General features: G+C 72.0%; 16 protein-coding genes and 1 pseudogene. 7 read left to right on the top strand and 10 right to left on the bottom strand.

Annotated features, from left to right (window positions below):
* Positions 1 to 35 precede the first annotated feature (35 nt).
* The 3 genes from POL25_RS37445 (at position 36) to POL25_RS37435 (ending at position 5,079) form a co-directional block, all read left to right on the top strand.
* Positions 36 to 2,357: a serine/threonine-protein kinase gene (locus tag POL25_RS37445; protein ID WP_272091176.1), complete on the top strand. Its 2,322-nt coding sequence runs from the start codon at positions 36 to 38 to the stop codon at positions 2,355 to 2,357.
* A gap of 97 nt (positions 2,358 to 2,454) precedes the next feature.
* The gene (locus POL25_RS37440) at positions 2,455 to 3,462 is read left to right on the top strand and encodes a PEGA domain-containing protein (RefSeq protein WP_272091175.1); all 1,008 of its coding nucleotides are present in this window, start codon (positions 2,455 to 2,457) and stop codon (positions 3,460 to 3,462) included.
* A gap of 906 nt (positions 3,463 to 4,368) precedes the next feature.
* Complete coding sequence (locus POL25_RS37435) at positions 4,369 to 5,079, top strand: hypothetical protein (protein WP_272091174.1); 711 nt, start codon at positions 4,369 to 4,371, stop codon at positions 5,077 to 5,079.
* Between the two features lie 179 nt (positions 5,080 to 5,258).
* Here POL25_RS37435 and POL25_RS37430 read toward each other — a convergent pair whose 3' ends face one another.
* Positions 5,259 to 6,749, bottom strand: a complete 1,491-nt coding sequence (locus POL25_RS37430; protein WP_272091173.1) for a S1 family peptidase — start codon at positions 6,747 to 6,749, stop codon at positions 5,259 to 5,261.
* Positions 6,750 to 6,928: 179 nt separating this feature from the next.
* On the opposite strand from POL25_RS37430, the gene POL25_RS37425 reads away from it, so the two are divergent.
* Together POL25_RS37425 and POL25_RS37420 are read left to right on the top strand one after the other, a co-directional pair.
* Positions 6,929 to 8,236, top strand: a complete 1,308-nt coding sequence (locus POL25_RS37425; RefSeq protein WP_272091172.1) for a pectin acetylesterase-family hydrolase — start codon at positions 6,929 to 6,931, stop codon at positions 8,234 to 8,236.
* A gap of 97 nt (positions 8,237 to 8,333) precedes the next feature.
* Positions 8,334 to 8,666, top strand: a complete 333-nt coding sequence (locus POL25_RS37420) for a hypothetical protein (RefSeq protein WP_272091171.1) — start codon at positions 8,334 to 8,336, stop codon at positions 8,664 to 8,666.
* 218 nt (positions 8,667 to 8,884) lie between these two features.
* Here the strand turns inward: POL25_RS37420 and POL25_RS37415 are convergent, their stop codons facing one another.
* Positions 8,885 to 11,131, bottom strand: coding sequence for a DUF4215 domain-containing protein (locus POL25_RS37415; protein ID WP_272091170.1), 2,247 nt, complete (start codon positions 11,129 to 11,131; stop codon positions 8,885 to 8,887).
* A gap of 486 nt (positions 11,132 to 11,617) precedes the next feature.
* Positions 11,618 to 13,237 (bottom strand): HEAT repeat domain-containing protein, encoded by a 1,620-nt coding sequence (locus POL25_RS37410; RefSeq protein WP_272091169.1) that lies wholly within the window; start codon positions 13,235 to 13,237, stop codon positions 11,618 to 11,620.
* Between the two features lie 212 nt (positions 13,238 to 13,449).
* On the opposite strand from POL25_RS37410, the gene POL25_RS37405 reads away from it, so the two are divergent.
* The gene (locus POL25_RS37405) at positions 13,450 to 14,100 is read left to right on the top strand and encodes a hypothetical protein (RefSeq protein ID WP_272091168.1); all 651 of its coding nucleotides are present in this window, start codon (positions 13,450 to 13,452) and stop codon (positions 14,098 to 14,100) included.
* Between the two features lie 196 nt (positions 14,101 to 14,296).
* Here POL25_RS37405 and POL25_RS37400 read toward each other — a convergent pair whose 3' ends face one another.
* From POL25_RS37400 to POL25_RS37375, 6 genes and pseudogenes are all read right to left on the bottom strand, one after another.
* The gene (locus tag POL25_RS37400; RefSeq protein WP_272091167.1) at positions 14,297 to 15,277 is read right to left on the bottom strand and encodes a sensor histidine kinase; all 981 of its coding nucleotides are present in this window, start codon (positions 15,275 to 15,277) and stop codon (positions 14,297 to 14,299) included.
* A 365-nt stretch (positions 15,278 to 15,642) separates the two neighbouring features.
* Positions 15,643 to 16,506, bottom strand: a complete 864-nt coding sequence (locus POL25_RS37395; protein ID WP_272091166.1) for a DUF4123 domain-containing protein — start codon at positions 16,504 to 16,506, stop codon at positions 15,643 to 15,645.
* Positions 16,503 to 17,387: an Imm72 family immunity protein gene (locus tag POL25_RS44715; RefSeq protein WP_272091165.1), complete on the bottom strand. Its 885-nt coding sequence runs from the start codon at positions 17,385 to 17,387 to the stop codon at positions 16,503 to 16,505. Before POL25_RS44715 ends, POL25_RS37395 begins: the two co-directional genes overlap by 4 nt.
* Positions 17,384 to 18,793 carry a hypothetical protein gene (locus POL25_RS37385; protein WP_272091164.1) on the bottom strand — a complete coding sequence of 470 codons (1,410 nt, stop codon included), beginning with the start codon at positions 18,791 to 18,793 and terminating at the stop codon, positions 17,384 to 17,386. The genes POL25_RS44715 and POL25_RS37385 overlap by 4 nt, the downstream gene beginning before the upstream one ends.
* Before the next feature lie 353 nt (positions 18,794 to 19,146).
* Positions 19,147 to 19,416, bottom strand: a pseudogene (locus POL25_RS45100) (PAAR domain-containing contractile injection system baseplate protein); the annotation flags it as partial.
* A 15-nt stretch (positions 19,417 to 19,431) separates the two neighbouring features.
* Positions 19,432 to 21,561, bottom strand: a complete 2,130-nt coding sequence (locus tag POL25_RS37375) for a type VI secretion system Vgr family protein (RefSeq protein WP_272091162.1) — start codon at positions 21,559 to 21,561, stop codon at positions 19,432 to 19,434.
* Between the two features lie 125 nt (positions 21,562 to 21,686).
* Between POL25_RS37375 and POL25_RS37370 the strand changes: the two genes are divergently transcribed.
* Positions 21,687 to 22,589, top strand: a complete 903-nt coding sequence (locus POL25_RS37370; RefSeq protein ID WP_272091161.1) for an ATP-grasp domain-containing protein — start codon at positions 21,687 to 21,689, stop codon at positions 22,587 to 22,589.
* Positions 22,590 to 22,753: 164 nt separating this feature from the next.
* Here the strand turns inward: POL25_RS37370 and POL25_RS37365 are convergent, their stop codons facing one another.
* Complete coding sequence (locus POL25_RS37365) at positions 22,754 to 23,260, bottom strand: hypothetical protein (RefSeq protein WP_272091160.1); 507 nt, start codon at positions 23,258 to 23,260, stop codon at positions 22,754 to 22,756.
* Between the last annotated feature and the right edge of the window lie 90 nt (positions 23,261 to 23,350).

The following is a 23,350-nucleotide window of genomic DNA, read 5'->3' as shown; positions in this document are numbered from 1 at the left end:
GCACGACGGCCGAGGTCGCCGGTCGCATCTTCGCCGTGAACAACCAGTTCGACACCCTGCGCGAACCTCCCGACACGCCGCGCGGGACCGGTGCCGTCGACTCCACCCTCGTCGCCGAGACGCCCGCGCAGATGATCGCCCCCCGGCCGCGCGAGGAGCTGTTCGAGACGCTCGATCGCCCGCTCGAGGACTCGCTCGATCAGGCGCGCGCGAGCTCTGCCCTCGCGCTCGATCGGACCCGGCCGTCCCAGCCGGGCGCGCTGGTCGGCCCCGTGGTCGCCCCGCCACGCTTCGGCCGCTTCGCCGTCCTGCGCACGCTCGGCGAGGGCGCCATGGGCGTCGTCTACGCCGCCTACGACGAGGAGCTCGATCGCCGGATCGCCATCAAGGTCCTCCGCGACGCCGCCCAGGATCCCAACGCCCGCGACCGCATGATCCGCGAGGCCCAGGCGATGGCTCGCCTGTCGCACCCCAACGTCGTCCAGGTCCACGAGATCAACGAGCAGGACGGCCAGATCTACGTCGCCATGGAGTTCGTCAAGGGCCTGACCCTTCGCGCATGGCTCTCGGAGCAGGTGCATGCCTGGCGCCCGATCCGGGACATCTTCGTGCAGGCCGGGCGCGGGCTGGCGGCGGCGCACGCCGAGGGCCTGGTGCACCGCGACTTCAAGCCCGACAACGTCCTCATCGGCAACGACGGGCGGGCCCGCGTCGCCGACTTCGGGCTCGCCGGCACCGCCGGGCAGCAGCCGGGCGTCGCGCCCGAAAACAACGGCGACAGCGTCGCGCTCCACGTCGGCCGGCACAACGCCTTCAGCACCTCGCTGACGATGGCCGGCACGATCATGGGCACGCCGGCGTACATGTCGCCCGAGCAGCACCTCGGGTCCGCCACCGACGCGCGCTCCGACCAGTTCAGCTTCTGCGTCGCCCTGTGGACCGCGCTGTACGCCCGCCCGCCGTTCGCCGGCGACAACCTGATCGACCTCGCCGAGAGCGTGTGCACCGGCCAGCTGATCAAGGCCCCGGCGAACGAGGTGCCGGGCTTCATCCACGACGCGCTGGTCCGCGGCCTCGCCGTCGACCCGGCCCGGCGCCACCCGTCGATGGATTTCTTGATCGAGGCGCTGACCCGCGACCTCGTGGTCGCGCGCCCGAGCCGCTGGCGGATCGCCGCCGTCGCCATCGCTGCCGCCGTGGTCGCCGCGATCGCCGTGCTGCTGGCCACGCGCGAGCGCCCGCCGACCGCCGAGGAGCTGGCCCACATCGCCCAGCTCGCGGCCGACGCCCGGTCTGCCGGCGCCTCGGCCCACTGGGTCTACCCGCCCGCCGCCGATCCGAAGGACACCTCGATCCTGCGCGTCGTCGCCCTCGATCGCACCGAGGGCCCCGCCGAGCGGCCCGCGCGCGAGCAGGCCCACGCGCTGCGCAAGGAGTTCGCCGACGCGCTCGCCGAGCTCGGCGACAACTACTGGGACACCGACGCCGGCAAGCCGTTCGCCCGCGACTTCTACTCGCAGGCGCTGGTGTTCCAGCCCGATCACCCGACGGCGCGCGAGCGCGGCCTCTACACCCCCGGGCAGATGGCCGAGCTGCTGGCCAAGGCCGAGCGCGGCGAGTTCACGGCCGCCGACGTCGCCGCCGCCGAGCTGCTCGAGATCCTCGCCGACCACGACCGCGGCCACCGCGACGAGCGCCTGCGCAAGTTCGTGCGCGAGCACGGGGCCGCGACCCAGACCGAATTGCTGGCCTCGCTGCTCGGCCCCGACGCGGTCCGGGATGTCCCCGCGGACATGCCCGAAAAGCCAGCCGATCCGCCGCCCGTCGCCGAGCCCGAGCCCAAGCCCGAGCCCGAGCCGGTCGCCCCGACGCCCGAGCCCGCCGCCCCGCGCCCGCGCCCCGGCAAGCCCGAGCCGCGGCCCGACGCCAAGCCGGTCGCCACGCCCCCCGAGCCCGCCGCCGAGCCCGAGGAGCAATTGGCGAAGGCGGCCCAGGACCGCGCGCGCTCGGACGAGCTGACGGCCGAGGGCGAGGCGGCGCGCCGACGCGGCGACTTCGCGGCGGCCGAGCGGGCCTTCAATCAGGCGCTCGCCGCTTACAACCGCAACGGCGCGGCGCTGATGGGCCTGTCCGACGTCGCGTTCGACCGCGGCCACTTCGAGCAGGCCGTGGTGCTCGCCGAGCGCGCGGTCAAGGCCGAGCCGAAGAAGGGCGATTTCCGGATCCGCCTCGGCGACGCCTACTTCAAGGTCCTGCGCTACCCCGACGCCAAGGTCCAGTACGACAAGGCGGCCGAGCTCGGCAACGCCAAGGCGGCCGGCCGGCTCGACAAGGTCAAGGAGAAGATCGGTGGCTGAAGCCGCTCGGACATGTCCTGAACAACATGTCGTCCGGGACATGTCCTTTTTGGACATGCTCCGCAGGGCATGTCCCGCCGTGCATGTCCTTTTGGCCATGTCGCTGAGCGCCGCGCCCGCGGCCGCCCAGCCGCCCGCCCCGGCCCCGGCCCCGGCGCCCGCCCCGGCGGCGGCCGAGGCCGACGCACCGAAGCTGGCCATCGCCCCGATCGCCATCACCGGCGCCGACGATCCGCTGCTCGCCTCGCAGCTCGAGCAGGACCTCCGCGGCGGGCTCGGGCGCGGGCGGCTGCAGCTGCTCGAGGCCGAGGCGGTGGCGCGCGTGGCCGGCGGGCCGTGCGACGACGACGCCTGCCTGGGGCGGCTGCGCGACCAGCTCGGCGCCGCCTTCGTGCTGCGGGCCCAGGTCACCGTCAGCGACCGCGACTACACCCTGCGGCTCGAGCTGATCGCCACCCGCGACCTCGGCCGCGCCGCCGAGAGCGAGCGCGGCTGCGAGCTGTGCGGCCTGGCCGAGCTGCGGGCGCTGACCGCCGACCAGGCCGCCCGCCTGCTCGCCAAGCTCGAGACCCTGGCCAAGCCGCCGCCGGCGTTCGAGATCGCGACCACCCCGCCCGGCGCGCTGGTGTTCATCGACGATCAGCTGGTCGGCGTCGCCCCGGTCGAGCGCAACGTGCTCGAGGGCAAGCATGTCGTTCGGGTCATGTCCGAAGGGTACGTCCCGGAGGAGCGCGAGCTGGTCGCGGTGGCCGGCCTGCGCGAGAGCCTGCAGATCGATCTGCGGCGCACGCCCGAGACGCTCAAGCTGCGCGGGGCCGGCTGGGGCCTGCTGTTCTCCGGCATCCCGCTGGTGCTGGCCGGCGTCGGCCTGCTGGCGCTCGACGGCGAGGAGTACGGCGGACGCTGCGACGGCGCCGATGTCGACCTCTCGGGCCGCTGCCGCTTCGTGTTCGACACCGACTGGGGCGGCGCGGGGCTGCTGGCCGCCGGCGCCCTGCTCGGCACCGCCGGCACGATGCTGCTCCTGCGCACCCGCGATCGCGGCAAGACCCGTCTGCGTGCGCGCCTCGGTCCGACCTACATCGGGCTCAGCGGCGCGTTCTGAACGATCGGCCGTAATCAGCGGCACAGCTCGCCCGTGGCACTTGCGCGGGCGACACCTGTCCGAGCGCCGTTCGCGACCTGGCGATGCGGCGGCGCGGCGGAACCGACGCCGCGGCGCCGTCCGCGACCCGTTCGTGGCCCAGGTCATCGCCGCCGGATTGCCGGACCGGGGGCTCCGCCCAGACTTGGGGACGAGTCCCTGTCGGTGTCGTGCATGATGTCCATCCGCGAAGCAGGAGCGTCCACGGCCGCTCGTCGAGCGCTGTCGCGGTCTCTGTCTCGCACGACCGCCTGTTCGCGGCGGGCGGCGGCTCCGGACCTCCGGAGCCGCGCCCGCCGCTCCCGCGCGCACTGCCGCGAGCGGGGCGAGTTTGGCCGTCGCCGGTGTCGTCGCTGCGTGTGTCGGGCTGACTCACAGCGGCGCGCCGGCGGCGTCCGAAGTCATCGTCACTCGGCTCAAGGCTGAGCTCGGCCGCGCGACAGGATCGCTTCGATCCGCGGCCAGCCGCTCGAACCATCGCCGCGCCTGCCTCGGACCTGCGGAGCGGAGGCTTCCCTGTTCCGTCGCAGCCGCGCCGCGAGCGGCCTGTCCTCGAGGCTCGTGCTCCTCCTGCAAACGCCGGCTGTGCTCGCGCCCCGCGATCACGCGCAGGCCGATGCCCGGCTGGCAGCGCGATCGGGTGGTCGACACGGCGATGAACGCCCCGGTCGTCGAACAGCCACGGCCGCGCTCGCAGCACGCGTCGAGGCGCCGTCGATCGACTCGCCGGCGCCGCGCAGGGCAGGCGAACGATCCGCCGCGCTCCGCTCCGGCCCGCTGCGACGCCGCGCACAGCGACGACGACTCCGCCCGACCCGCCCCGCGCGTGCGCTGGCCCGGGGCCGCGATCGCGCCCACCTTGCCGCGATGTCGCCCGCGCTCGCGCTGCTCGTGTCGCTCACGCTCGTCCGCTCCCCCGCGCCTGCGCCCGCGCGCGAGCTCCCGCCGGCGCTGCCGCTCTCGGGGCTGGGCCTCCTGGTCAGCGCCGGCGTCGCGGGCGGCCTCGGGCTCACCGCGCACGTGTGGCGGATCGCCATCCTCCGCCGCGGCTGCGGCGAGCAGCACGTCTTCCCCGAGCTGAACATCACCGTGACCAACTGCATCGACGAGTCGCTGCGCTACCTCGGCTTCTCCGCCGTCGCCCCGGTCTTCAACTTCGCCGCTCTCGGGCTGGCGGCCGGCGGTGGGACCGTGCGCGGCCGCTTCGCCGCGTGGAACCGGGCCCGACACGATCGTCGGCAGCGGATCGGTCCGGCCTACATGGGCGGCGGCGCGGGCCTGCTGGCTCTCGGCCTCGCCATGTACGTCGGCTCGCGCGTGGCTCTGTGGCGCGACGCGTTCGGGGCCGAGACCTGCCGGCAGAACGGCACGCTCACCATGGACTGCGTGCGCGACCGCTGGAGCACCTGGCTGGTCCTCACCGCCGCCGGCCAGTCGCTCGCGATCGCCGGCGCCGGCCTGCTCGCCTACGGCGTCTCGTACTCCCGCGGCTCCCGCCTGTCGCGCCTCGGCGAGCTGCGGCTCCACCCCGGCGTGACGCCCCGCTTCATCGGCCTGACGCTCACCGGCCAGTTCTGATCTTCCATGTCCCCAAAGACATGTCCGGAACGACATGTACGAAATGGACATGTCCGATAGGTCATGTCCTCGAGACCTTGTCCACTACGACATGTTCTCGAGAGCATGCCCGATCGTTCACCCTTATTAAACGCATCACGGCGCGGAGCCCCGCGCCGTGACCTGTGCCGGCGGGCAGCTCAGCGCCGGCGTCGGCGGCCGAGCAGCGCCAGCCCGAGCAGCAGCAGCGCCCCGCCCTTCGGGCCCGAGCTGTCGGCCGCGCACGCGCAGCCGTCGCCCTCGCCGCTCCCGGCCGTATCGCCCGCGGTCGCGGGGCCGACCGTCGTGATCGGGCCGCCGCCGGTGCCGGACGGGTCGGAGCCGCCGGTCGTGGGCCCGCCGGTGGCCGTCTCGCCCGAGACGCCGTCCCCGTCGCTCTCCGAGTCGTCGCCGTCGGTCGTGTCGGGTGGCGGCGGCGGCGGCGGCGGCGGCGGATCCTGGTTGACGCACAGCGTCACCGGCTCGGCCGAGGCCGCGTTGCCGACCCAGTCGATCGCCTGGGCCCCGACCTCCCAGCAGCCGGTCGGGAACGACACGTTGGCGAACTCGTACGGCTCGGCGAGGTCGATCCCGCCGACGTCCTTGTCGTTGATGAGGAGGCGGACCTCCTTGACCCCGCAGCCGCCGGCGTTGTCGGTCGCGCCGACGCTGATCGACGCCGACACGTTGGAGGTCATGTCGGGGGCCGTCAGCACCGTCTCGTCGGTCGGTGTCAGCACGCTGACCGTCGGGGGCTCCTTGTCGGCCGCCTCGTCGCAGGCCGCCGAGCCGCAGGTCACGCTCTGGCCGCCGAGCGGACCGCCGCCGCAGCCGCCGCCCCAGTCGCCGGCGCCGGTCCCAGGGTCGAGCGGGAAGCCCTTGCACGCGGGCGTCGGGTTCCACGTGCCGTCGACGTTGTGGCACGGCGTCAGGTCGATGCCGCTCTGCTGCTCGAACCAGTCGATGCCGCGGTGCATCTGCGAGTACATCCCGCCGGTCCCGCACTGCCCGCCGTACGAGGTGATGCCGAACACGCGCCACGAGCCGTCGGCCAACTGCACGAACACCGGCCCGCCCGAGTCGCCCTGGCAGCTGTCCTTGCCGCCGCCGCCGATGTCGACCTCGCCGTTGCCGGTGATGTTGTTGATCGTCGTGACCACCTCGCGCTTGACCCCGTACGGGCCGGTGTCGGCGTTGCCGAAGCCGACGATCGTGACCGGCTGACCGGGCTTCAAGATGTCGGTCTCGCAACCCATCAGGATCGGAACGATCGGGATGTCGAGCTGCGGCTGCGACAGCTTGCAAAACGCGAAATCCTGGCCGTTCCCCGGTCCGCCGTTCGGGAAGGTTTGGCAGAATTCAGTCGGCACCTGGCGCTTCGGGCCGTTGATCGACTCGCCGAGGATGACCGCGTTGTAGCCCGACCCGCAGTGGGCCGCGAAGATGACCACTTCCGGGTGAACCAGCGTTCCGGTGCACTGCCCCAGCATCGACACCGTCGTCGGCCAGCCGCACGACACCGTGTCCTCGCCGCCGTAGATCTCGGTCGGCTCGACCGGGAAGCCGAGGACATCGGCCGGCTCGTCGGCGGCGGCCGGAGTGGCGAACGAGAGGGCGACGAAGGCGGCTGAGATGTACGCTGGAGGCCTCATTGGCCTACCATGGCACTACGAACGAGGCCTGACCAAGCGGTGCGGCCCTGTGGGTGTGATCGGGCGGTACCGCGCGAGGGGTTTCTACTCGCCATGGAAACGCACGAGATACGGCGTTTCGATGCTCTCGTGGTCCGCAGGTGAGTTTTGCTACCGTGGGAGTCCTGAGGAGCGGTGGCATGCACATCGAGTACGGATTTTTGCGACACAGGCTCGCGCTTGCGGGTGTTTTGGCGGTGTTCACGGGCTGCGGCGACGACGGCGGCACCGTCAGCGGCACTGCGGTGATCCCCGACACGGACAGCTCGACGGGCCCCACCGGGACGACCGCCGAGCCGACCAGCGGGACCACCACCGGCGGCACCACCGACGCGCCGACCACCACCTCCGACGACACGACGACGGGCACCTCGACCACCGGCCCGATCGAGCCGCCCGCGTACGACCAGTGGATCACGGTCCCGCTCGAGGGCGCGGTGTGCGGCAACAACAGCCAGTACAAGATCTTCGTCAACTGGCACGAGGGCGCCAAGGACCTCATCGTCATGCTCGAGCCGGGCGGCGCCTGTTGGGACTTCGACACCTGCTCCGGCAAGGCCGACCTCGGCGCCGCGCACCCCGACGGCATCCCTGACAACCTCCTCTACGACCCGCTGACGAAGAACCTGTCGCCGCTGATGCGCCGCGACGTCGAGGGCCTCACCAAGGACTGGAACATGGTGTTCATCCCGTACTGCACCGGCGACGTGCACACGGGCAACAACGTGATCACCTACCAGGACCCCGACGGCGTCTCGCCGGACCTCGAGTTCCACCACAACGGCCACAACAACGTGATGGCGGCGACCGACTGGATGGCCAACCAGTTCCCGGGCACCGACCGGCTGTTCGTCGCCGGCTGCAGCGCGGGCGGGGCCGGCTCGCTCATCAACTATCACTTCTTCCGCTCGAAGATCGACGCCCAGCGCGGCTACCTGATGAACGACTCGGGCCCGATCTTCCCCAGCGGCGGCTGGTCCGGGCCGCTGCACGACAAGATCCGCTCGTCGTGGGACGTCGACTCGGTGTTCAGCGCGCTGCCGCCGGGCTTCGAGATCGAGGACGACTTCGGCGTGCTCAACACCCACCTCGCCTCGCTCTACCCGGAGGATCGCCTCAGCACCGTGTTCTTCCAGCGCGACTTCAACTACTCGCGCTACTCGTACGAGCGCTTCTACCCGAACATGACGAAGGAGAAGATCCACGAGTACTGGGCCGAGGACACCGACCTCATGACCGCGCTGTACGACCCGCACCCGAACATGGCGTACTACCTGCCCTACTGGCGCGGCCTCAACGACAGCCACTGCGTGTCGATCATCTCGTACCTCGACACCGAGATCGAGGAGGAGGGCGTCGACCTCGGCGACTTCATCGGCACCCTGCTCGACGACGACAAGCCGCTCGTCAGCTACCGCGAGAGCGTCCAGCCCGACGAGGACAACTAGGCCCACGCGCCGCCCCCGCGCGCGCTGGCGAACACGCGCGCGCGAGGTTGTTGACGGCCGCCGGGCGGGGGCCTACGGTCGGGCCTCGGGAGCCCCTATGGACCTCAGCGGACGTTGGGAATTCAGCTTCGATCGCACCCTCAACGGGCAGCTCGCGCCCACCACCGTGCCGTCCGAGCTGATCATCATCCAGCTCGACCCCGAGCACTTCGTCGGCCGCCTGGTGTTCCCGGGCGACGACCCGAGCCAGTTCCACGGGACCCTGATCTCGTCGACGCGGGGGACTTTGTTCTCCCTGCGCCAGGTCAACGAAAAGACCGGCTACCTGGCGCTCTACGCCGGCAAGGTCGAGAGCCCGACCAGCCTGTCCGGCATCTTCACCGACATCTCCGGGCCCGCCGGCGACGTCCGGCTGCGCAAGATCCCCTAGGCCGGCACCGGCGAGGACCGGCGACGCGTCGCGGGTCCACAGCGCGAATGCGCTGTCCTCATGGGCATGTCCGTTGGGACATGCCCGAGGAGCCATGTCTATCGAGACATGTCGTCATGAGCATGTCCGTCCGGGCATGCGAAAGCGGCCGGGCCCCGGAGGACACGGCCGCTCGTGGAACGGTCACGCGGGCCCCGGGCGCGCCGGGGCCGGCGGGCTTACGGCTTGCGCACGGTGGCGGCGAGCCGGTAGATGAACTGGGCGTTGGCGCCGTTGGCGAGCGTCGACGCGCGCACCTGGGCGTAGTAGGTCCCGGCGGCCAGGTTGTGCGCGCCGGCGTGCAGCGGGCTGGTGCCGGTGCCGTCGATCGCCGAGCAGAAGCCGCGGCCGCTGTCGTCGTCGTTGGCGAGCTCGACGCCCTGCGCGTTATACAGGGTGATGCGCGAGTCGATGCCGTTGCTCTCGCAGGTCTCGACGGCACGGTTGCCCTCGATGATCTCGAGGCGCAGCGAGGCGCCGGCCGGCACGTCGATGCGGTAGTAGTCGGAGTCGGTGGCGACCGAGTGGTCGCCGTACACCAGCACGTCGGAGCCGTTCTGGATGTTGAGGTTGGCGGCCGCGCTGGTCTCGTTCGGCTCGGTCTCCGTCCCGGCGTCGGTCAGGGTCCTGGCCTCGAGCACGTAGCTGCCGACGACCGCGTTGTTGCCGGTCTCCTCGAAGTGGAGGTAGCTGGTGCCGGCCGGCAGCGGGAACACCAGGGCCGCGCAGCCCGCGATGCCCGAGGCGGCGGTGTCGGCGATGATCTGGGTGTTGGCGCCGTTGTAGAGCCGCAGCGTGTGGGTCGCGCCGATGCAGTTGTTCAAGCCGCTGAAGCTCTCGAAGCGGAGGAACTGCGGCGCCGCCAGGTCGAAGCGGAAGCGGTCGAGGTCGCCGACCGGCATGACCGAGCCGGTGAACAGCCCGTTGCCGGTGGAGACGATGCCGTTCGCGTCGGCCAGGGCGTTGGTGTTGTTGGGCTCGATCTCCGCGGTCGCGTCCTCGAGGGCGCACGCGCTGCTGCAACCGTCGCCGTTGGCGAGGTTGCCGTCGTCGCACTGCTCGCCGGGGCCGGCCCAGCCGTCGCCGCAGACCACCGGATCGATCTGGATGTCGAGCAGGTAGCCGGCGGTGATGGCGGTGTTGTCGCCGAAGTCGATCACGCGCACGTACAGGGTCTCGTTCGGCTGCATGATGTAGCCCGAGATCAGCGAGCAGTGCTCGATGCCGTCCTCGTCGTTGCTGACGAGCAGGGTGTTGGCGGCGGTGCGGAGCTCGACCACCGTGTCGATGGTGACGCAGTTGCCCGGACCCTCCATGCTGAAGGTCTCGAGGCGCAGGATCGCGGGGGTGTTGCCGGGGTTCTGGACGGCGAAGATGTCGTCGTCGCCGACCGGGTCGATCTTGGCCTTGATCAGGGTGTCGACGCTGAACGGGCCGTTGGCGTTGGCGGCGCTGAAGTCGTTGGTGATAGTGGCGACCATGCCGTCGTCGTTGGGCTCCGTCTCCTCGACGGCGGTGATGCACGCCGAGAGGTCGAAGCCGCAGTCGGCCGAGCACTTGAGGGTGCCGAAGTCGGCGCCCTGGGTCTTGCAGGTCTGGCCGCCGAGGAGGGCGCCGTCACACAGCTCGGCGCCGGCGAGGACGTTGTCGCCGCAGGTGCTGCACTCGGTGGTGACGATCGAGCCGCAGTCGGCCGCGCAGGTCACGGTGCCCTCTTCGAAGCCCTCGCTGACGCAGTCAGCGCCGCCGAGCTCGTCGCCGTCGCACACCTCGGAGCCGTTGATGCTGCCGTCGCCGCAGGAGAAGCAGGCCGACGTCTCGAACACGCACGTGTTGTCCATGCACGTCAGCTCGCCGCCCTCGAAGCCCTGCGAGATGCAGTCCTCGCCGGCGAGGTCGTCGCCGTCGCACGCCTCGGCGCCCTCGAGGACGCCGTTGCCGCACGAGGCCAGCACGCAGCCGCTGATGTCGAACTTGCTGCAGTCGTCCGCGCACGCCAGCGTGCCGCTGTCGAAGCCCTGGCTGATACAGTCCTGATCGGCCAGCGCGGCGCCGTCACACACCTCGGGATCGACGATCACGCCGTCGCCGCAACCGGAGGCGTCGGTGGTGCTCGAATCGGTGGTGTCGGTGTCGGTGGTGTCGGTCGTCGTCGTCGTCGTGTCGGTCGTCGACGTCGAGTCGGTCGTCGTGTCGGTGGTATCGGTGGTGTCTGTGGTCGTCGTCGTCGACGTGGTCGTCGGGTCGGTCGTCGTCGGCACGCCGGTGGTCGGCGCGGTCGTCGTGCCCGGGCTCGTGCTGGTCGAGTCGTCGGTGGTCGAGGTGTCGGTGGTCGAGGCGGTGGTGTCGACGACCGCATCGTCGCCGCACGCGGTGAGGCTCGCGATCGCGGCCGACAGGGGGAGGTACAGGGCAATCCTACGCATGAGCGGGGATGCTATGCGCGGCGGCTCGCCAGCGAAAGTGCGCCGTGCGGTGCACACTCCCCCCGCCCGGGTCGGTTGCGCAGGTGCAAGGTCGTCGAGCCCGCCGACCCATACCCACGACCCCGACTCAGGAAAACTTCGTAGGGATGTCCTTCGAGACAGCCGGCCTCGACGGGCCCGCTCGCCGCCCCGGGGTCGCAGGTCCGGTCCGTTTCCCCGGGCTCCGGCGCGCACAAACCGCCGAGCATGAAGCCGCTTAAAGACGCCAATGGCGGCGCTCGGGTCGCTGGCGATCGTTGCATGTACGGCCCTTCATCTGCAATCGCAGCACCCCTCCTATTATTGATCGATGGGGTCCGGTGATTGTTCGCCGGCGGCAGGATGTCCTTCGAGACATCCGCGCTCGCGGGCCCCGGGGCCCACGTGACGAGAAAGTCGTGAGCTCGCAGCAGCGCGAAATCCATGCGCCGCCGGGTCGGCGATCGCTCAGGCGCTGCCGGCCGCGCGACCGAGGCGGGCACGCTGGGCCCTGCCGGTCTCGAGCAGCACTTCGGGGGCGGCGCCGATGAGGTCGATCGCCAGGGCGGTGAAGTCGGTCGGCGTGACGCGGTCCTGGTGGCGGACGATCGCGGCGAGGACCGCGTCGAGGCAGTCGTCGTCGACGCGGATCCGCAGGGCCACCTGGTCGTCGGTGTCCTTGCGACCGACGGCCAGGCGGATGTGCTCGAGCGGCACGCAGGTGCCGAGCGAACGCGAGAGCTCGCGGTCGTAGAGCCAGTAGCCGGCCTCGAGGTTGGCGTGGGCGCCCTCGTAGCGGCCGATCGCCGGCGGCTCGACGCGGGCGACCCCCCGCATCTGCTGATAGAAGGCGAACCACTGCCGGGCCTCGCGCCAGTCCTGGCCGTCGAGACAGGCGACGAACCGACCGATCCGGTCGAGCTCGTCGAAGTCGGGCTCGGGCGCCTCGACATCGACGCCGGCGTCCTCCTCGTCGTCGCCCTCGCCCGCCTCGTCGTCGTCGTCGTCGTCGTCGTCCTCGGCGAGATCGGCCGCGTCGACGCCGAGCCACGCCGCCAGGGTAGCGCGCTCGGTCAGCGCCGCCGGCAGGCCGATGTCGCCGAGCGCGGTGGCGATGTTGGCGTAGCGCCAGGCCGCCGGGGCGCGCACGAGGCTGACGAGGGCCTCGCGCTGGACGTCGCCGAGAGCCGCCGCGCTCGCGCCCGCGGGCACGGCCGCGTCGGCGAACGCGAGCCCCAGCAGCGCGGTCGCCAGGCCGAGCGCGTCGCGGCCGCGGACCGCCTCGAGGGCGCGCCCGAGGGCCGGCGCCAGGCGCAGACGATCGGCCGCGGGCAGGCGCAGCAGCCCGTCGGCGACCGGGCCATAGCTCATGCGGGCGGCGTTGTCGTGCAGCTCGTCGAGCTGGCCGAACAGGTCGACGTCGTCGACGAGCTCGGCGAGCGCGGCGAACTGCGGGCCCTCGATCGGGGCGCCGCCGCGCGCCAGACCGAGGCCGGCGTAGAGGCGCACCGCCGGATGCTCGCTGATGTCGACTAGGCGCGCGCGCAGCTCGTCGGCGCGGGTCGGGTCGGCGACGCAGCCGAGCGCGAAGGCTGCGACGGCGCGCACCGCCGGCTCGGCGTCGTCCTCGATGGCGGCGGCGAGCGGCGCCCGGGCCTCCTCGACCGCGAACAGCCCCAGCAAGTAGGCCGCGGCGACGCGCACCGCCGGCTCGGAGTGGACGAGCTGGCGCGCGTACACCGGCATCCCGCGCGACACGGCCTCGCGCGCGGCGACGGCCGGATTGGCCGCGGGCTCGGCGTCCTCGTCGGGCGTGCCGGTGGCGAGGTGGGCCAACAGCTCGAGGATCGCGGGCAGATCCTCCTGCCCCTCGGCCTCGAGCAGCTCGAGCAGGAACGGCACCGCGGCGGGGCTCGCCGAGTACACGCTGCCCTGGTGCCAGATCGTCGAGAACAGCGCGTCGAGTGCGCCCTCTCGCTTGCCGGGGTGATCGCTGACGAGCGCGCGGATCAGCTTGGGGACATCGCTCGCCTCCCCGTAGGCGTGCCGCAGGGACTTCCAGTCGATCGCGTCGAGGTTGGCGAGCACCACCGCGACGATACCCCTGCGCGCGCGGCTTGTCTGCAGCGCGCAGGCGTCCGGCGTCGAGCCCGAAAAGCCCGTTTGAACGCCGTCAACTGCACTTGCGTTCGTCTGCGCATCCGCCGCGAGCGGCGGTGATCGGCGTCACCTCGGGCCGTTTCGCTGCACCGGCGGGCCGCGTCGCCGGGCCCGCCACGCGGTGCTACTGTGACCCCGCCATGCAGCACCGCGCTCGCTCCTCGCTCCTCGCCTGCGGCCTCCTGACGGCCGCGCTGACCGCAGGCGCCTGCGCCTCGTCGCCCGACATCATCTCGTTCCCGCTGGTCTATTCGCCGAGCGACAAGGCCGACCCGTCCAAGGTCGCGGGCCTGGTCCCGGTCCCGCCGGGCACCGTCATCTTCATCGCCCAGATCGTCGACAAGCGGCAGGTCCAGGACCCGCACCTGCTCGGCGTCAGCGAGGACGCCAACCCCGACCTGCCGGTCTACAACGCCGCCGGCGGCCAGGTCCCGACCGAGTACGTGCGCAACGTGTTCGCCAAGGAGCTGGCGGCGCTCGGCTTCCCGGTCACCGCCGACCCGCAGGCCGCGACGCACACCCTGCAGCTGCAGCTCGACCAGTTCTGGATCGTCGAGGGCAACACCTACCAGGCGTCGCTGATGGCCCAGGGCTGGCTGATCGACCGCAGCAGCACGACGGTGTGGCAGGGCCCGGTCGCTGGCCGGAGCAGCCGCTGGGGCCGCAGCCAGGAGAACAACAACTTCCTGCAGGCGTTCGGCGACGCCACCCTCGACGGCTCGATCAAGCTGGCGCAGACCCCCGAGTTCCGCAACGCGCTCGCCGGCCCCCCGCCCGCGCCGCAGCCCTGATCGCCGATGGAGCGCCGCGGCCGGGGCACGGCTCGCTGAGCGATCCTCGGAGCATGTCCTGGCGGACATGCCCCCTCGAACATGTCTTCGAGAGCATTTCCGTAAGGACATGCTCTAAAGAGCATACCTCGGCGCGCGTCGCTCACTGGCTCGCTGAGCCTCCGCAGCGCACGCGGTCCGGCCGATCCTGCCTCGCTCACCGGCTCGCGCGTCGGCGGCCGCGCAGCTCGACGCATAGCCCGCCGTAGGGCCCGCGGGCCAGCTCGAGCGAGAAGCCGTGGGCCTCGGCCACGCGGGCGGTGATGTGGAGCCCGAGCCCGCGCCCGCCCGGCCTGGCTTGCTCGCCGTGGGCGCCGCGGAAGTAGCGTTCGGTCAGGCGCGGCAGCTCGCACGGCTTCACGCCCGGGCCGTCGTCCTCGATCCGCAGCGCGAACCCTTCGGGCCCGCGGCGGACCAGCACCACCGCCACGTGGCCGCCGCGGAAGTTGTAGGCGATCGCGTTGTCGATCAGGTTGACCAGCGCCTGCTCGACCAGCAGCGCGTCGCCGTCGATCCACACCGTCACCTCCGGCACCGCCGACACCACCTCGATCCCCGCCCGCCGCGCCGGCACCGTCGCGCGCACCACCACCCGCAAGAGCACCGCGTTGAGGTCGAACGTCGAGCGCGCCGGCGCCACCTCGGTCGCCAGCGCCGCCGCCGCGGCCAGGTTGCGCAGCAGCCCGGCGATGTGGTTCACCTCGGCCAGCGCCGCGCCCGGACCGAGCTCGCCCAGGTGGCCGTGCAGGGCCGTCAGCGGCAGCATCACGTCATGGGTGGCGTCGACGACGATGTCGCGCAGGGCCGCGTTGCGCCGCTCGCCGAGCGCGACGTGGTCGCGCACCGCCCGGCCGGCCGCGTTGAGGGTGTGGGCCAGCTCGGCCAGCTCGTCGTCGCCGCGGACCTCGATCTCCTGGCGATGGCCGCTGTCGGCCGCGTCGCGGGCGGCCGCGGCCAGTCGGCGGACCCGGCCCACGAGCGGCCCGGCGATCCCGAGCGCCGCGGCGACGCCGAGCCCGAAGCCGAGGCTCAGCGCGCCCACGCCTCCGGGCAGCGGCTCCGACACGGCGCTCACGCCGACCAGCACCGGGACAGCGACGACGATCAGCGCCGCGGCGATGCGCGCTCTCAGCTTCACGGCCGGGCCTCCGTGAGGCCGGATGCTGGCGGTTCGGGAGGTTCGCCGTCGGCTGTCTCTTCGGACAGCTCTCTCAGCGCCCCGGGGCCGCGCAACTCACCTGTCCCATGAGACACGTCCACCGTCGGGCCGCGGGGCGCGCGGGCGGAGGAGCGCACGGGCTCGGCTGTCGGCCGCAGATCGGTCACACCGCGGCAAGCGTAGCGCCGGGCCGCGGAGGCGCAGCCCCGGGCAGCCGGTCGAGCGACCTGCGTCGACGAGGACGCGGCGGTGCGGCCGTCAGGGCGCGGGACCTGGCGGGTGCGCGGCGCGTCACTCGGTCCCGTTCAGGCGGCTGCCCCGCGGCCCGCCAGCGCCGCGGCCGCTCAGGCGCGGAACGTCAGCAGTCCTTGCGGACAGGTGACGTGCCACGCCATGTCGGCGAGGAACTCGAGCCGCTCGCCCGCGTTGCAGGTCGGCACGAACGCCTGCAGCACGCGGGGGTCGTAGAAGCGGAAGTAGACCTTCTCGCGGTGCAGGTCGACCATGAGGAACTTGCGCAGGTGGCGGCGCACCGCCTCGAACTCGCGCGCGTCGGGCACCGAGAGGAAGATCGCCCAGCCGCCGTCGCCGTCGCGCCGCGCGTCGTCGGTGTGCCAGCCCTCGATCACCAGGTCGTCGACGAGCTGCGGGTGCGGCGGCCCGAGCTCGACCAGGTACGGCGCGCTCTCGGCCAGCGCGTCGCCCTGCCAGCCGTCGTACAGCGAGCGGTAGCGGGCCGGCGACTCGCGCAGGAGCACCCGCACCCGCTCGTCGCGCGAGGCGTCGACGACCGCGAACAGCCGGCCCGGCTCGGCCTTGAGGGCCAGGGCCGCCGGCGCCGCCGCGGCCAGCATCTCCGGCGTCGGCGGCGTCTCGAGCGGCGTGTGGCGCTCGATCGCCAGCGCCAGGTCCGACCGGCCCGCGCGCACCCAGCCGCCGTGGCCGCTGCTGCCCTCGCGCACCGGCTGTCCGTCGAGACATGTCTCTTCGTTCACCAGCGACTGCAGCGCCGCGACCTGGCCGTCCCACGCCAGCTGGAAGTGGACCGGCGCCAGCGCCTCGTCGTGGGCCAGGCACAGACCGGCCGCGCCGTCGCGCCCGACCGTGATCGCGCCGCCGGCGGCGATCACCGCCTTCTTGCCCTGCTCGGGCCCCCACAGCACCTCGACGACGAGGCGCGGGCGGGTGATGCCGGCGCTCGTGGTCATGGCGACGGCGGGTGGGCCGGCGGCCACACCGGCAGTTCGGTCTCGTCGTCGAGGAACTCGGGCTCGTCGATCTCGACGCCGGCGCGGTAGCGGATGTCGTCCCACGCCAGCTGCCAGCGGGTCGGCAGCTCCTCGTACACGTAGTCGGTGCGCGCGGCGATCGGCGGGTTCTCGGGGTCGCCGGGGTAGCCCTCGGCGTCGACGCGCTGGGTCTCGACGGACAGCAGCGGCGCCGGCACGCCCTCGACCAGGAAGTTGGGGCAGCCGTACGGCACGTCGAGCGGCACCCACACGCCGGTGACGGGCACGTCCTCGTCCGGATCGATGACGATGCCGTCGGCCCGCGGCATCGGCTCGAGGTGGGCGTGCGGCGGCGCCGGGCGCTGCAGGGCCATCAGCGACAGCGACCACCCGGCCTCGGCGGTGCGCTGCATCTGCGCCGCCATCTCGAGCGCCTTCTCGGCCCACGCGAACAGACCGACGCTCGGCCGCTCGCCGTAGTTGTAGCCGAACGGCTCCCAGCGCATGCCGCCGTCGAAGCCCTGGCCGAGCAGCTCGGTGAGGAAGCCGGCCTGGCTCAGCGCGTCGTAGGCCCGCGTCTTTTGATTGCTCAGCAGGAGGCCCGGCACCTGCTCGAGCGCCGCCAGCGGCGGGTACAGCGACTGCAGCGCCTTGCGGGCGAACTGCGTGTGATCGGGCCCCGACTTGCGGGCCCACGCGTCGAACCCGGCGATGAACTTCTGCAGCAGCAGCGTGCAGCGCTTGACGTAGGTCAGCGACGCGTAGCGGCGCAGGCGATAGAAGATCTGCGCGCGGGTCGCATCGTCGAGCGGGAAGTCGGCTGGCGTGACCGGCCGAACGGTCGTCTGGAGCTCCGTCACTGTCGCCTCTGCTGCTGCTGCCGCTGCTGGCTCTGCTGACCGCGGACCCCCGCACCGGTGACGCGCGTGACCGCGGTGTAGGTGCCGACCCGCTGGGCGCGCTCGGTCTGCCCGAGCAGGATGGCACGGGTCTGCTCGTTCGGCACGTTGACGCCCATGTGATCGCGCCAGCCGGTGCGGTGCAGCGGGAGCCGCTCGACGCGGCTCGTCGCCCACGCGTTGCTCGGGTGACGCAGGTCGATCAGCAGCTGCTGCGCGCCGCCGTTGAGCACCTGCCCGTAGGTCGCCTTGGCCGCGTCGGTCTCGACCTGGCTGGCCACCCTGCCCTGCCACACGTAGAGCGTCTGGCCCGGCGGGATCTCGAACTCGATGTAGTAGCCGTCGCGGTTCCACGACTCGAGCACCGCGTAGTCCTCGCGCCAGCGGCGGCCGCTGGCCGGCCGCTCGAGCGACCAGAACGCGCCGGAGCGGCCGCCCTCGTTCTCGATGATGCGGTAGATCTTCCGCGGGTGCCGCAGCGCCACCGCCTGCAGGTTGCCGCTGAAGGTGCGGATGTTGCGGTACGGGTTCCACGCCGGGTTGTGGAATCCGCCCGTGCGCAGGTCGGGCCACGGCACGCGGTGGCGGTAGTTGGCGAGCGTCGACGGCGGGAACGGCAGCTCGGCCTGCCGCGGCAGCCGGCGCTGGCGGATGAGGCCGCGCTCGAACTCCCGCGTCTCGGCGCGCAGGCTCGACGGGATCTGGTGCGGCGTCCCGGCGTACAGGTGGCGCTGGACCGTGCGCAGCCACCCGTTCAGGTCGCGCACCGCCTGCGGGATCATGCGGTCGCCGAGCGCCAGCAGCTGCTGCATCGCCGCCCGCAGCTCGCGCAGCCGCTCGGTCATGCTGCTGGGCAGGATGCGGCCACCGCGGCGCATGATGGCGTCGATCGTGGTGGTGACGCGCCCGACCATCGTGCGGAAGTGACGCTGCAGATCGGCGGTGTAGCGCGACAGATCGAGCTCCCGCATGAAGCGGACCGCGTTGCCGGAGCCGAGGCGGTTGAGCAGCTCGACCGCCTCGCGCAGCACCGGCGCCGCCTCGGCGGCGTTGCGACCGACCCGCGCGAGCAGGCGACCGACGCCCTTGATCGCGCCGCCCGCCACCGGGATAAGCGCGAACAGGCAGATCGTCAGCTCGACCCACTGCATGGTCTCCTGGCGCCGCTCCGGGTGATCGGCGAGGCGGATGACCACCGCCAGCAGGTCGCGCACCGCCGTGACGTCGCCGACGACGGGGATCATACCGATGATCGCGTCGACGATGATCTGGCTGATCGACTGCTGCTCGTTGAAGCCGCCGCGGACGAGGCCCCAGATCCAATCACCGACGTCGGTGATGGCGCTCATGTAACTGCCGCCGCTCATGTCTGCGGCTCCTCGCCCATGACGGCGTCGATGAGCGCGTCGGCGTCGCCGTCGGCGAACGACTCCGCGAAGCTCGGGTTCGGCGTCTGGTCCTTGCGCTCCCAGCTGCGCACGTCGGGCCCGTAGGTGACCTGGGCGCGCTCGGCCGGCACGCCCTCGATGCGGGCCCGCCCCTCGGCGTCGAGCTTGCCCTTGAGGATCGTGCCGTCGTGCAGCTCGACCTCGTACTCGGCCTCCTGCACCGGCTCGTCGTCGTGGTAGCGGTGGTCGAGGATCAGCACGCGGTTGCGGGCCTTCTCGCACTCCTCGCAGAACGGCTTGTCGGTGCGCAGCGCCTCGACCTGCGCCAGCGAACCGATGATCACCGTCGGGCAGCCGACGACGATCGTACCGCCGTGGGTGGTCGGGTCGCCGAGGCGCGCGGCCGGCTTGTTGCCGATGAGGACGCTCGGCTCGCCGCGGGCGACGCTGTCGGGGCCGGTCGCGCACACCAGCTTGTCGCCCTCGCGCGCGGCCGGCATCATGCCGATCAGCACCGAGGTCTCGCCGACGACCACCGGGCCGCCGACGTGGGTCGGCACCGGGCACACATGCATGTCAGTGATGCGGGCTGCGGGCGGCATGACATGTCCCTCGGGTCAGATGCCGCCGCTGTCGGCCGGCTCGGGTTTGGTCGGCTCGATCGGCTTGGCCTCGTCGGGGTCGAGCGGGCCCGCCGGCGTGCCGGTGAGCGCCCGCCCGCCGCTGTTGATCTTGACCAGCGTGCCGACGATGTCGATGCCGCCGGCGTGGATGGTGATGAAGCCGCCGGGGCCGCGGATGGTCAGCCCCTGCGACGCCTCGATCACCACCTTCGACGACTTGTAGTGGACCTCCTGCAGCGCCTCGACCGACAGCGTGCCGGTGACCTTGCGTTGCACGTCGCCCAGCACCTGCTCGTGGTGACCGCCGCCGATCTTGATCTTGAGGTCGGCCTTGATCTCGAGGCTCTGGCTCTGCATCACCAGCTCGCGGCGGTTGCCCTCGATCACGGTGTCGACGTGGCCGACCCCGTCGATGCCGCCGACGCGGATCCGCAGGTCGCCGCCGACGTGCTCGTTGCGGTTGCGATCGATGCGCCAGTGGTGGTCGCGCCAGATGTTCTCGTGGTAGTCGCCGATCTTCGACCCGCCGTCGTTGCTGCCGACGGTCAGGTGGCGGTTGTGGAGCACGCTCTCCATCCGGTCGTTGAGCACGCGGATGTCGAGGTTGCGCTGCGCGTGCATGAAGATCTGCTCGATCCCCTTCTGGTCCTCGAAGCGCAGCTCGTTGTAGCCGGCCCCCTGATAGGTGTCCGACTTGATGGTGCTCTTGGTCTTCTGCTCCGGCAGCGGGTACGGCGGCAGGTTGAGGCCGTGATAGATCCGGCCGATGATCACCGGCCGGTCCGGGTCGCCCTCGATGAAGTCGACCAGCACCTCGTGGCCGATCCGCGGGATGAACATCGCCCCCCACGAATTGCCGGCCCACAGCTGGCTGACGCGGACCCAGCACGACGAGTCCTCGCTGAAGCCGTCGGTGCGGTCCCAGTGGAACTGCACCTTCACCCGGGCGTGCTCGTCGACGTAGATCTCCTCGTTGGGCGGGCCGACCACCGTCGCCGTCTGCACGCCTCGCACTGTCGGCCGCGGCGTCACGCGCGGCGGTCGGTACGGCGTCCTGGCCTCGATGCACACGAAGCTGTTGTTGTAGAAGAACTCGGTGCTGGCGTCCTGCTCGAGCACCTGCGACTGCTCGCCCTTGTGCTCGACGCGCAGCAGCTTGTACTCGCCGTCGAGGTCGCCGCGCTGGTGGCCGGACTGCGAGAACGAGTAGCCGGGCACGAGCCGCGGGCAGTCGCTCTCGCCGATGCCGCGCCGGCGATCGTGCTGCATCGCCTCGAGCCGGATCTTCGCCAGGCCGGCGCCCTGGTCGGACGCGCGGCCGCCGGGCTCCTGGTAGTCGCCGGGGAAGTCGTACACCTCGAGGTCGGCCGCCTGCTGCGCCGTCTCGTGGGCCTCCATCGGCTGGTCGGGCTTGTGCAGGTTGAAGTCGCGCAGCGACGACTTGCCGGTGCGCACGCCCTCGGCCATGCGAAAGCGCGTGATGTGCTCCTGCCCGCGCACGAACCCGTGCGGCGGGGCCCACCACACCTCCGGTGAGCCGGCGATCGCCGGCGCGGCCGGCTTGTCGCTCATCACCAGCACGTGCTTCTCGGCGGTGTGCTCGAAGTAATAATAGATGCCGTCTTCCTCGAGCAGCCGGCTGACGAATTCCCAGTCCGTCTCGCGGTACTGCACGCAGTAGTCGCGCGGGTTGTACGAGCCGAACAGATCGAAGCGGAACCAGTCGCGCGGGATGCCGGCCTTCTCGAGCACCTCGCCGACGATCGTCTTCGTCGTCTTGCGCTGGAAGATCCGGCTGTCCTGGCGCCGCGTCAGCCGCCACGCCCGCGGCACCAGCGTGACCTCGTAGATGTGGTGCTGCCGCAGCTCGCCGTTGTACTCGGCGCCGCACACCAGGCCGTGGATGTGGCGCGGCGCCTCGAGGCCGCCGATCGTCAGCAGCGCCGGCTTGTCGACCAGCGCCTCGAGATCGAGCTCGCCGCCCGCCAGCTCGATGCGCAGCTCGAACAGCGAGGACACCGCCTCGACGCCGGCGAAGCGGATGACCTCGAGATCGCCCGCGCCGGCGGTGAATGTGAACAGCGCCGCGTTGCCCGTCAGCGCCGAGACCAAGTTGGCGTTCAAAGCCCTTCCACCCCCCGAACGGCGGCATCGTAACAGAGGGTCGTCCGGCCGCCGCCGGCCGATGTCGCGCACGCGCCGGCACCACGGACGCGGCGACGCGCGCGGGCGCCCGCTATCATGCCCGCATGCGCGTACTGTTCTGCACGGACCCGCTGTTGCCTCGCAGCCCCGACCGCGCGTTCGCGCCCGAGGTCGCGGCCGCCGACGCAGCGGGGCTCGCGTGGTCGTGCTGCGACTTCGAGGCGCTGGTCGGTGGCGACGTCGGCGCGGCCTTGCGACGGGTCCCGGCGAGCGAGCGGATCGAGGTCGCGATCTACCGCGGCTGGATGATGCCGCTCGCGGCGTACGACGCGCTGCACGCCGGCCTGCTCGCGCGAGGTCTGCAGCTCGTCAACGATCCGGCGGCTCACCGCAGCGCGCACCTGCTCCCGGCCGCGCTGCCGCACCTCGGCGACGACACCCCGGCGACCGTGGTGCTGCCGCTCGCGGCGGGCCTCGAGGACTCGCGGATCGCAGCCGCGCTGGCGCCCTTCGGCGCGCGCGCGCTGATCGTCAAGGACTACGTCAAGTCGCGCAAGCACGAGTGGAACGACGCGTGCTTCATCCGCGCCGCCGACGACGACGCGGAGGTCCGCCGCGTCGTCGGCAACTTCCTCGCGCGCCAGGGGGAAGACCTCGTCGGCGGGCTGGTCTTCCGCGCCTACGAACCCCTGGTGCCGCTCGGGAACGACCCGAGGAGCGACATGCCGTTGCCTCGCGAGTGGCGGCGCTTCATCGCCGACGGGCGCCCCCTGATCGAGTCACCCGCGTGGGAGATCGCCGACTCGATCGCGCCGCCCGAATTCACCGAACTCGCACGGCGCGTGCCGTGTCGCTTCTTCAGCCTCGACCTCGCCGAGCGCGCTGCCGGCGGCTGGACGGCGATCGAGCTCGGCGACGGCCAGGTCGCTGGGCTGCCGCCGCGGATGGATCCGGCGCAGTTCTACCGGGCCCTGGCGGCGTGGGACCCGCAGCCGCTGGCGGGTTGACGCTGCGGGAGCGCGAGAATTCGCCTGTCCCTCGGGCCAGCTCTTGAAGACGGACCAACCCCGGACCGAGGTCTCTCGTCAGGCGGATGCACGAACGGCCATGTCCTCGCGGACATGGCCATTCGTTCATGTCATTTACCGAACCGAAGCCCCCGCCTCGGGACTCACTGCGGGACCGGCGGGACGGTCCCGGCCCACTGGATCGCCGGCGGCTTCGGCTTGTCGGCCCGCGGGACCGGCCGCTTGCTCGGCGCCTTGCCGGCCCACGTGATCGCCGGCTTCTTCGCCTTCTTCGGCACCTCCCCGGCCCACGTGATCGCCGGCTTCTTCGCCTTCTTCGGCGCCTCTCCGGCCCACGTGATCGCCGGCTTCTTCGCCTTCTTTGGCACCTCCCCGGCCCACGTGATCGCCGGCTTCTTCGCCTTCTTCGGCGCCTCGCCAGCCCACGCGATCGCCGGCTGCTTGGCCCCGGGCTGATCGCTCGCTTCGACGCGGCGGGCCGGCTTGCCGCGGCCATGCCAGCCCGGATCGCCGGTCGAGGCCCAGCCGTGACCGCGGCCGGCCATGCGCGACCCGGGGCCGTCCGCCCAGCCGCCGTTCGACGAGAGCGTGAAGCTGCAACCAGCCACGCTGAAGAGGAGCGCCAACAGGGTCACGATGATCGTTCGCATGAAAACCTCGATGCGCACGGACGCGCGTCGACTCCGCCTATTCGCCAATCACCACACCACGGCGATCGGCCCAGCTCACGGCGGTACGGC

The organism is Nannocystis bainbridge (assembly GCF_028368995.1).
GTDB classification, from domain to species: Bacteria; Myxococcota_A; Polyangia; order Nannocystales; family Nannocystaceae; genus Nannocystis; species Nannocystis bainbridge.
The sequence above is the reverse complement of the archived record's forward strand: the minus strand, read 5'-3'. Positions and strand labels throughout refer to the sequence as shown.